The sequence below is a fragment of the Chloroflexota bacterium genome, assembly GCA_034717495.1.
In the GTDB taxonomy this organism is placed as follows: domain Bacteria; phylum Chloroflexota; class Anaerolineae; order JAAEKA01; family JAAEKA01; genus JAYELL01.
The window spans coordinates 1-9,616 of record JAYELL010000090.1; the positions used below are offsets into that span (position 1 = coordinate 1).

Sequence of the window (9,616 nt, forward strand, 5' to 3'; positions counted from 1 at the left end):
CGTCGGGATCGCCGTCGCCAGCCAGGTCGATCAGGCTTTGCAGGCCTCGCTCCATGCCCATTTGCATGGCAGCGGCGGAGGTCAGCGGCGTGGCGCCACCGTAGGCGCTGCCCATGACATACTCGGTGTCAGGATCGATCGGTACGACCATGAAAGCGTCGATCGGGCTGCCGATGTTGGTGGCGGTGACGTCGACGTCGATGAAGGAGCCCTGGACCACAGGATTCGTGCTGGGCGTCTGGGTGATCCCACCATCGAATTCGTACATCGAGTTCCAGAAGCGGATCGTGGCCTGTTCCTCCGACTGTTCAAGGACCTCCACGTGGACACCCCACTGCACATTGCTGTCACCCGGGTTACCGGTACCAAGGCCGGCTGGGCCGATGGGCACACCATAGAGTGCCTCAAAGGGGGTGCCATCCGGCCACGTAACTCTCGTGGTGTAGTCACCTTGGGCGGGCACGGCGGCACTGGCATCGTCGTCATTGAGGTAAACGTAGTCGCCCTCGCCTGGATAGAAGAAGCCAGGATAGTAACCCATGGAGTCATGGAAGGCCGTGACCGGTGCTTCGCTGGGCCAGGTCTTCTCCTCGATGGGTGGATCCACATACTGGCCGGCATCGTAGTCGTAACCCAGGTGGGCGGTCCACTCGTTGGTGGGGGTGTGGCCGAAGGCGCCATCGCCGGGCAATGCGCGCCCACTGGGTGTCGGGCCAACCCAACCACCGTTTTGGCTATCAAACAAGGTATCGAAGCGCTTGGGCCAATTGTGGGACTCGATCACGATCAGGCCATGCTTGGGGCCGTAGCTGGGCGAGTCGCCGAGATCGCTGCCGATCTCGTAGTCGAAATCCTTGCCCGTGTCTCGGTAGCTGACCGTCATGCCGGGCGTGGTGTAAGGTAGACGGTCTACGATGCCTTCTTCGGGATCGTTGTAGTAGAAGTTGTAGGCGTCGTTCAGCGACTCGTCGAAGCCATTGTCGTCGCGCCACTCGAACAGATAGTATTGCTCGTCGATCTGCTCGAAGGGCACCACGGTCCAGCCAGCCACAGTCCAGTCACTGAAGTCAGTCTCCAGATCGTTGAAGTAGAGGTTGCCGCTGTCATCGTCTACCGAGATGTTGTCTACCCACCAGCCGGGATTGGACACAGCCGGATCGGTCAGATAGCGGAAACGTGTGTAGACCATGCTTTCGCCCGCGTATGAGCTGATGTCGAAACGCAGGTTACCCTCGCCGTGATCAGTCAATCCCCAGCCAAGGTTGTTGCCATTGGGATTGGTATCGCGCAGGATACCATCCATATCGGGTAAAGTGGTCCAGTTCTCGCCATCCGTCGAAACCTCGATGAAGCCGTAATCCCAGTCTTCCTCGATGTCCCAGTAGGCGTCGAAGGAGAAGATGACCTGGCCTGTGGCTCCGCTGAGATCCCATTCTCGGGTCACGGTGTTGTCCATGAGGTCGCCGGAGGTGGACCACCAGCCAATGCCCTCACCGGCCAGGTTCTCGACCTGTGTGAGCTTGTCGGGCAGCATGACGATCAGGCCGTCTTCGGTTCCTCCTGGCGCGTAACGGGCTCGACCAATCGTTACTTCCAGCTCTGGATCTTCGTAGTTGATAACCAGCGGATCACGCCAACCCAGCACGTAGTCCTGCCAGAGGTTGTGGCCGACAGGTCGGGTACCGCCCAGGATACCGCCCCAGACGCCGGCTGAATGGGCACCCCACCAGGCGTTGGAATTGCTGGCATCCGTAGCGTACAGGTCCGGAAGACCGAATTGGTGCTCGAACTCCTCCTGGATGGCGCCCACGTCCAATTGTTCGGGATCAACGTTGAAGCCCTGGACGAAATAATCGTCGCTTTCATCGTCGGGTGTACTGTGGCCGCAGATCTGTTCAGTGTCGGGGAAGAGGGAGGAACTGCTGGTGCTCAGGCGGTCCTCGCCGCCGCCATTCTGGAAGGCGCGGCCAGCGTGGATCATCACGAAAAGATCCACGATGTGGTCGCCGTCAGCATCGAACTGGCTGCAATCCAGGGAATCGCCCAGTTGGTCCCTGATAGCTGCGGCCACGTCGGGTGCAAACTCGCGGTAGTTGGCGTCGCTGAAGGTGGGCGAGGCGCAGGGACCAGCGCCGCCATCGTCGCTGTAGCGTGCATAGCCATAGTACTCGTGGGAGTGGTCAAGCGCAACCGTGGTCTGCAAAACAGCGCCGCCAGCGCGGTACTCCAGCTCACGCGAGCTCTCCAGCAGGTAGTTCTGCAGGGTCGAGCCGCGCAGATCGACGGTGCCCAACACGGGATGGTCAAAGGGCTGGTAACCGGCGTCAGGGCCCTCGCCGAAGAAAGCCTCTTCATACTCCTCGAGTGTGAAGTTCTGCTTGAAGAACTCGAAGTTGTCACGCGGTCCCGGTGGCGGGTCGTCGCCGAAGTTCAGGGGACCCCAGGTGAATTCGGTATCTACACAGGCACCACCGGGATCGCCAGAATCGGGATAGGGTCGGGTAATGGTATCTGTGCCGTCAAATCTCACTGTCACAGCCATGAGGCTTTTGGGCGGCGTAGGGAGCTGCCAATCCTCCGGGGCTGCGTTCCTGTCAAGGATCGCCTTTTCCCGGGCCATCAGGTTGCGGTAGGCCAGGGGATCGGGTCCGATGTAGGTGTCTTTCAACGCCTTCTTGTACCAGGCACTTACCGTCGCTTCGATTTCCTCGGGTGAGGCGTCCAGGGAAATGCGCCCTCTCTCCCGGAGCAACTCCGCTACGGTTGGGGCGGGCGGCATTCGGACGCTGCGCCACATGTCGCCCAGGTCGCGCGCCACGGGAACGTAGGCTGGAGCCTCTCCTTGCTGCCACAGCGCCGGGCCGCTATTGACGATGAGGTCATCACCGATCTCATCACGTGCCAGGGCAGCTGCGGGTAAGACAGCCGCGAGCAGCAGCGATAGGATCAGAATGACTGCCAATGGTCTGCCGAGTAATTCCGCGCTTTTCATAAAGTCCTCCTTGTGGAAACAGACGTGTCAAGCGTTGCTGAGTACTGAGAAATCGTCGATCGGTCAAGCGGTGTAGTTCGATAAACACCCCCTCATGGCGATGAGTGTTTCATGTCACCGTTTTCAGGGACTCCATACTTCGTCGACGGAAATATTAGTTCTGCGAGAATCAGCGACCAGGAATGGCCTTGGATTGATCGAGAGGCTGATGGTGCCTCAAGCGGGACTGCTACCTTGTGGTGGACATTTTTGTGGGGCTGAAGTCCACCGGAACCGATGTGTTTGTACTCGCATCCTGATTATAGCCGGGCACATCCGCTTTGTCAAGGTGTTTTTACCCGGCAGGGTGAATCTGAATAGACTGTAATAGGCAAAAAAAGAGGCAAAGGTCATCAAAAAACAACCCTTGCCTCTTTCGTTCAACGATTGGCGACGCTGTCAAACCGGACGATGCCGGCTGACAGGGTCGCTCATTTTGGGAACTACATCTATTCGACGGGAGCCCGGTCGGTGCGGTACATCACGCGGACGTAGCCAATCTTGCTCGGGTCCCAGTACTCGCGGGCGGCAAAGCCAAAGCGTACGCCGCCGATAGCCTCGGGCGCATTGCCCCAACCGGGGTCGCTGGAGGTCAGGGCGAAGCCATAGTTATCGGCGCCGCTGTTGACGATCTGAGCTACGTGGTCGGTGATGTCGAAGCGCATCCAGGTGCCGACCTTGCCACTGCCCAGGTGGATACCGTCCATAGCCGGCCCGATGTCGCCACCAGGGCTCGTCCACGGCAGTAGCCAGTTGGTTGTAGCCTCATCCCACGGGCTGAGCACCGCGTGGACAGAGACTTCCTCGATCTTGGACTGGTTCCAGTTGGCGAAGCCGCGGCCTTCCTTCACGAAGATGTAAAGGTAGGCGACATCGACCGCTGCATCGCTGGGGATGCAGGTGTGGATATCGTCACAGACCGGGATTTCAGTCCACACGACGGGCCGCATCAAGTCCTGGTAGCCAACCCAGAAGGTGCCGGCATTGCCGAAGATCTCGTCCGGCCGCGAGCCGTCGATGAAGGTGTCCATCATCAGGTCGTAGCGGCGGGAGCGCATGATGTCGGGTTCGTCGTAGTCGACCAAAACGGTGTCACTGGTAACCGCCGGCATGCTGCCGGGGGCATCGGTGACATGAACCACGTTGTTGGTCAGCTCAGTGCCGCTGGGCACGCCGCCGTCCACCGTGGCCTGGTAGGTGATCATGGCAGGCTCGACACCAGCAGCGACCTGGTCGAAGCAGACCATGAAGCCATCGCTGATGACACCCTCTGCACTGCCGTTGTTGACCAGGGCCACAGCATTGTCACCAGCGGCATTCTCGATGCCGATGGTCAGCGGGCCAGCCAGGGAGCCGTTGAGATTGTCATAAGCGTAGACGATCTCGTAAACGCCTGGCGCGTTGTCTGCAGCGCGAGCCACGATGACCTCGAAGTCGAAGGTGTCCGCGCTGCCGCCCCAGAACTGGATGTCATCGTACTCGACGAGTACGACACCACCAGGCGTACCGGCCGTGGCCAGGGATACGCCATGGTTCAGCGCCTCATCGTAGAAGATCTCGAAGTCCTGCCAGTTGATCGCCAACAGGTTGTTAGGCGCATCGGCGTCGGGGATAGTCTGGGAGATCCAGGGGGAGCCGGCGTAGTTGCTGCCCGGGTCGAAAATGGCGAAGCCATCGTCGGTGAAGCCCATTCCGGAATATTCCATGCCGAAGAAGGAGATCGGATCACCAGTGGAGAAAGCGGCCCATACTTCGGTATCGCCGGTGATGCCGTCCTGGGTCAGGATTCCAAAGTCTTCGAGGTTTACATAACCGCCGAAGGGAGTGTCGCACATGGGATCGTCCGCGCTGGTGGTCATATTGTAGGCTATAGTGGGAACGGCCATGACGCCGGTCCAGGTTAGCTGGTTGCCATCCACCATGACGTCGCCGAAGTTGGCCGTGGCCGAGCCGTCGACATAGCTCATGCCCGCCGGTATGGTATCGGTCAGGGAGTAGCTCAGGTCGACGTTGCCGCTATTGGGCTGGACGTAGATGGTATAGGTGACGGTGTCTCCAGGTGCGGCGGTTTCAACGTCCGCCATCTTGGTCACGTCGTCGCCGATGCGCTGCAGGTTCACGTCCACACGGCCCACGTTGCCGGGGTTGCCGGGATCGGTGCCGATGGTGAAGGCTCCGTACCAGTACTGGCCGGCTTCCATGTCCTCGTCGTAGTAGAGGGTCAGGTCGAAGGGCTCGAGGGCGCCTACCGAAGCAGGGCCATCCACCCACATGTTGCCGGCGTCGCCGTCGACAACGGCCAGGACCAGGGAAATGGCGTCGGGCTGGCTGTCGGAGCCGCCCCAGTTCTGTACCAGGACCCAGTAGGTGCCGGGCGTCGGATCGTCCTCGCTCAGGTATTCGTTCCAGGAGCCGGTGGTGCTGGCGCCTGTCTGGGTGCCGGCACCGGGCGTGTCGCCGGTGCCCCAGAAGAGGTCGGCATCAGGTGCTGCCGACTCGACTACCTCGGCCACCATGCGGCTGCTTCCTGCCGGAACGTCGAAGGCCATCCACCAGACGTCGTCCAGGTTATCGTAGGGATCGCCGTTGGTGGGATCCTGATCGAGTTCGAAATTGTATTCCGAGCCGAGAGCCAGGCCAAAGACCTCGATGGTCATATCGCTGATCGGGATTGAGGTCAGATCGGACAGCAGCTTGGAGCCGGCATCGCGCCCGGTGACGATTTCCACCAGTTCAGGGATGTCGCCGGTGGTTGGCTGCACGGCGATGGTCAGGTGCTGGGCCGGGGCCGCCTCGGTCACGGGGGTCAGGTCCAGTATGCCGAAGTACCACTGGTCCGCTGCAACGCCGCTGACATCGACAGTAACGGTTACGTCAACGCTGGCGCCAGGATCGACGGCAAAGTTGTCGGGGGTGACCGTACCGGCCAGGCCACCGTCCAGGTCCAGGCTGGCATTGTAGGTCATAGCCATGCCGGTGGGGTTTTGGAAGGTGCGGGTCCAGGAGCATTCGCTCACACAGGTGGCGTTGCTCAGGCTGGCCAGGTTAAGATCGCGCGGATCGCCGCCCTCGCGGGGATCGCTGGCCATGAACTCGTCGGTTGTCACGTCGAGTATCAGGCCTGCCTGTGCGGCATAGCCCAGTTGCACGTTGCCGGAGCCCTGGGCGAACCAGGTGGCCGGGTTCATGCCATCGTCGTTGAGCACGGCGGTGTCGGCGGTGCTCATCAGAGCGGATTCGATCTCGGCCGGGCTCCAGTCGGGATGCAGGGCGACCATGAGGGCGCCAGCGCCAGCCACGTGGGGGCTGGACATGGAGGTACCCTGGATGATGTTGTAGGTGTAGTCGCCATCGCCGCCGTCACCCTGGTGATAGGCTGCCCAGATGCCGCGGCCGGGGGCCGTGACGTTGGGCACGATCAGGTCGCTGAACCAGTTGCGGTTCTGGCCGCGGGAGCTGAAGGAGGCCATGACGTTGCCATAGGCGTCGTCCATGTCCTGTGCGGCACCAGAAATGGTACCCATGACATCGCCAGGGGCTGCGGCCAGGTAGGCCAGCAGGGCCTGGTATGCGTAGTAGTCGATGTGCACTGCAGGAAGTACATGGGTGTCTTGAGCCACGGCGCCGGGGCCGCCGCCAAACTCGTTGGGCTGGGCCAGGATGTAGCCACCTGCGCCGCCATCCAACACACTCTGACCCTTGGCAACGCGGCCGTAGGCGCCGCGCTCGCAGACCACGATCTGGCCACTGAAGGTGCCGGCCGGGAAGGCGTTGGGCGCACAAAGTCGGGCATCGTCAGCGGTGGCCGGAGGTACCACGAAGTCCGCCGACAGAACCACTTCTGCGGGACCATAGCCGGTGCTGATGGACATACCGTCCAGGGTAATGGTTGGGTTCGCGCCGTCGTCCAGGGTGATGGAGTTCAGGAAGGCACGGTTGTGGCTGCTGGCACCCACGGTGGTGAGCCAGGGCATGTCGCCGGGCGAACCAACGGTGGCATCGCCAGGGCCGGCGTTGCCAGCCGAGGTAGCCACGAAGATTCCAGCCTCGCGCACGGCCAGCCACTGTTGAGCGAAGGTATCGTTCCAGGGATCGGTGGTGGCAGCACCTGCACCGATGGAGTAATTGACGGCGTCGACGCCGTCCAGGACCACCTGGTCGCGGGCGCCTGTGAGCGCACTACCGGTGCAGCAGGCCGCGTACATGACCAGGTTGGCGTGGGGAGCCACGCCGGAAATATCCGCCGACCAGGAGCCGGTGGGGGTGGTGAGCGTCGCATCCATCACAAAGTTGCCGGCCGCCGTGCTGCTGGTGTGGGAACCATGGCCGTTACTGTCGCGGGGATCGCCTCCGTTGACTGAGCTGTAGCCCCAGGCGCCGATCAGCTTGTCGTTGCAGGGGAATGTGGGGTCGTAGCTGGGATCACCGGGATCACAGACGCCCACGTAGTTGCTATCGCCCCAGGGGTTGGTGTGATCGTAGCCATCACCACCCACATCGGCGAAGGAGGGGTTCCAGGGGTCGATGCCGGTGTCGATAACGCCGACGATGACGCCCTCGCCGTAGGTGGCAGGAAGGCCACCGGTCATGCTGCCATCCCAGATGCCAGGGGCCTGAATCCAGGCGGGGCCGGCATCGGTCTGCAGTTCGAACTCGCGGTCGCGGGTGACGCGCAGCACATCAGGCATAGCGGCTACTTTGGCGGCCTCGGCCGGGGTCATCTCAATGGTGAAGCCGTTGGCCACGGCCACGTACTGGTAGACCGCTTCAACCGGACGGCCCAGTACATTGCTGGCACGATCCAGGGCCTGGCTCTGCTGGCCTTCCAGATAGGCGATGTAGGCCTCGCTGGAGCTGGAGCGGGAGTTGAGCTTTTCGTCGCCCGTTACTGCCGTGCTGGTCGCTGCCAATCCCTCGACGCCACCGCGATAGGTGGCCAGCGGGGCATCGGTCAGCTCGACGATGTAAAGAGCCGGACCGGTTGCCCCCTTGGGCTCGACAACCACGCCGGTCCGATCAACGGCCTGGGCGGTTGCCTTTGTAAACTCGGGTGCCTGGTCGGCAGTTGCCGGTGCTGCCGCTGCGGGTAGAGCGGCTGTCACCAACATGGCGACGACCATTAGCAGCACAAGGATTCGACTTGTTTTTCCGTTCACCTTAAAATTCTCCTTTATCTTGCGTTTCAAAAAATGTGGATCCATTCAAACGTTGGTAGAAATGGTTTCTTCACGGATCGAGGGTTATAGGCACTTTGCTCCTTTCCTTCGGATCAATATCTCAAAGCTAACCGGCGCCTGAAACTCGTGCAGTTCTTAACGATCACCGATTGCCGGCACGATGACCGGTTCACGGGACTCTGTTGGAGGCACGTGAATGGGTGAACAACTGTGGGGGTGATTGGCTTGCGGTGAGGTGTCGATGCTGGTGCACAATGTCGGCCGTTTCTGGTACTGCTGTCTATGATGAGCAACGGCGCCAGCTGTGCGGACAGCCTGGCAACCATTTGCGATTGGAGGAACAAGACAAGGATGATTATACCAGAAATGATGCGGCTGAACAAAATGGAACAATGGGGAACAATGGTCAATGGTTAATTGTCAACGATCAATTGTCAATGGGTCACCCTTGCCAATTAGTGCGTTTGGTAGTGCAACAGGCGGCCACAGGTAGGGCAGAAGACTCTTTCGTTGCGTGCCCGCACTTGTTGCACGTTCCCCGTCGCTAGACTCACGCCACAGGCCTGGCAGGAGTTGTGCTGCATCACAGCCACGGCGCGCCCACCTTTCTGTCCTCGCAGCTGGCGGTAGAGGGCCTGATCATCCGGGGAAATGGCAGCCCATTGTTTGTTCAATTGTTCGGCTAACTGTTTCAGCTCGCCGGCCTTTTGGGTGAGCTCGTCGGTGAGGTCCGCTTGGGCCCCGTTCCAGGATGTTTCAATCTCGGCCAGAAGTTCGCTATCCAGCGCCAGTTGCTCCCGGCAAGTTTCGACTTGGTCCATGGCCTCCAGGATGTCATCCTCAAGGGCGCTGCGCCTGCGTTTCAGCGCCGCGACGTTGGCCTCCATGCCCTCGAGCTCCTTGGGATTGCGAACTCGACCGCTCATGAGGTCCCGCTCAGCCGTCTCAATGCGGGATGAAAAATCCTGGACTTCGTTTTCCAGCGATTGTTGCTTTTTGCGCCAGGCCGTCAGTTCCGACTCGCTCTGGGCTACCTCCTGGCGTGCCTCGCGAAGTTCAGCGGTTTCTCCCAGCTGATCCTGGATTTCGCCAATGCGCTGTTTGACAGCAGCCACTGCCAGATCGGTTGTCTGCAGATTCCAGAGGTCGGCGACGGTGCTCATGAGAGGTACTCCTGATTTGAGGGTGTGAATGAATGACGCGATTGGGGGATTATACCGCGGGTTGTGATATTTTTCCATTAGGCGTTTGGGGCGCGGGGACGCGGGGACGCGGGGAGGGTTTGGACCACGAAGGGCACGGAGGACACGGAGACGCGGCGACACGGGGACGCGGGGATGGGGAGACGCGGGGAGGGTTTGGACCACGAAGGCGCGAAGGGACACGAAGGCCTCGAAGCGCGAAGGGC

At 60.9% G+C, this 9,616-nt stretch carries 3 protein-coding genes; all 3 read right to left on the reverse strand.

Annotation, left to right across the window (positions count from 1 at the left end):
* Positions 1-2,992 (reverse strand): immune inhibitor A (locus tag U9R25_16090; protein MEA3337420.1); only part of this gene is annotated, 2,992 nt, incomplete at its 3' end.
* 488 nt (positions 2,993-3,480) lie between these two features.
* On the reverse strand, positions 3,481-8,187 hold the full coding sequence (locus U9R25_16095; protein MEA3337421.1) for a S8 family serine peptidase: 4,707 nt from the start codon (positions 8,185-8,187) through the stop codon (positions 3,481-3,483).
* Positions 8,188-8,663: 476 nt separating this feature from the next.
* The gene (locus U9R25_16100; protein ID MEA3337422.1) at positions 8,664-9,371 is read right to left on the reverse strand and encodes a hypothetical protein; all 708 of its coding nucleotides are present in this window, start codon (positions 9,369-9,371) and stop codon (positions 8,664-8,666) included.
* Between the last annotated feature and the right edge of the window lie 245 nt (positions 9,372-9,616).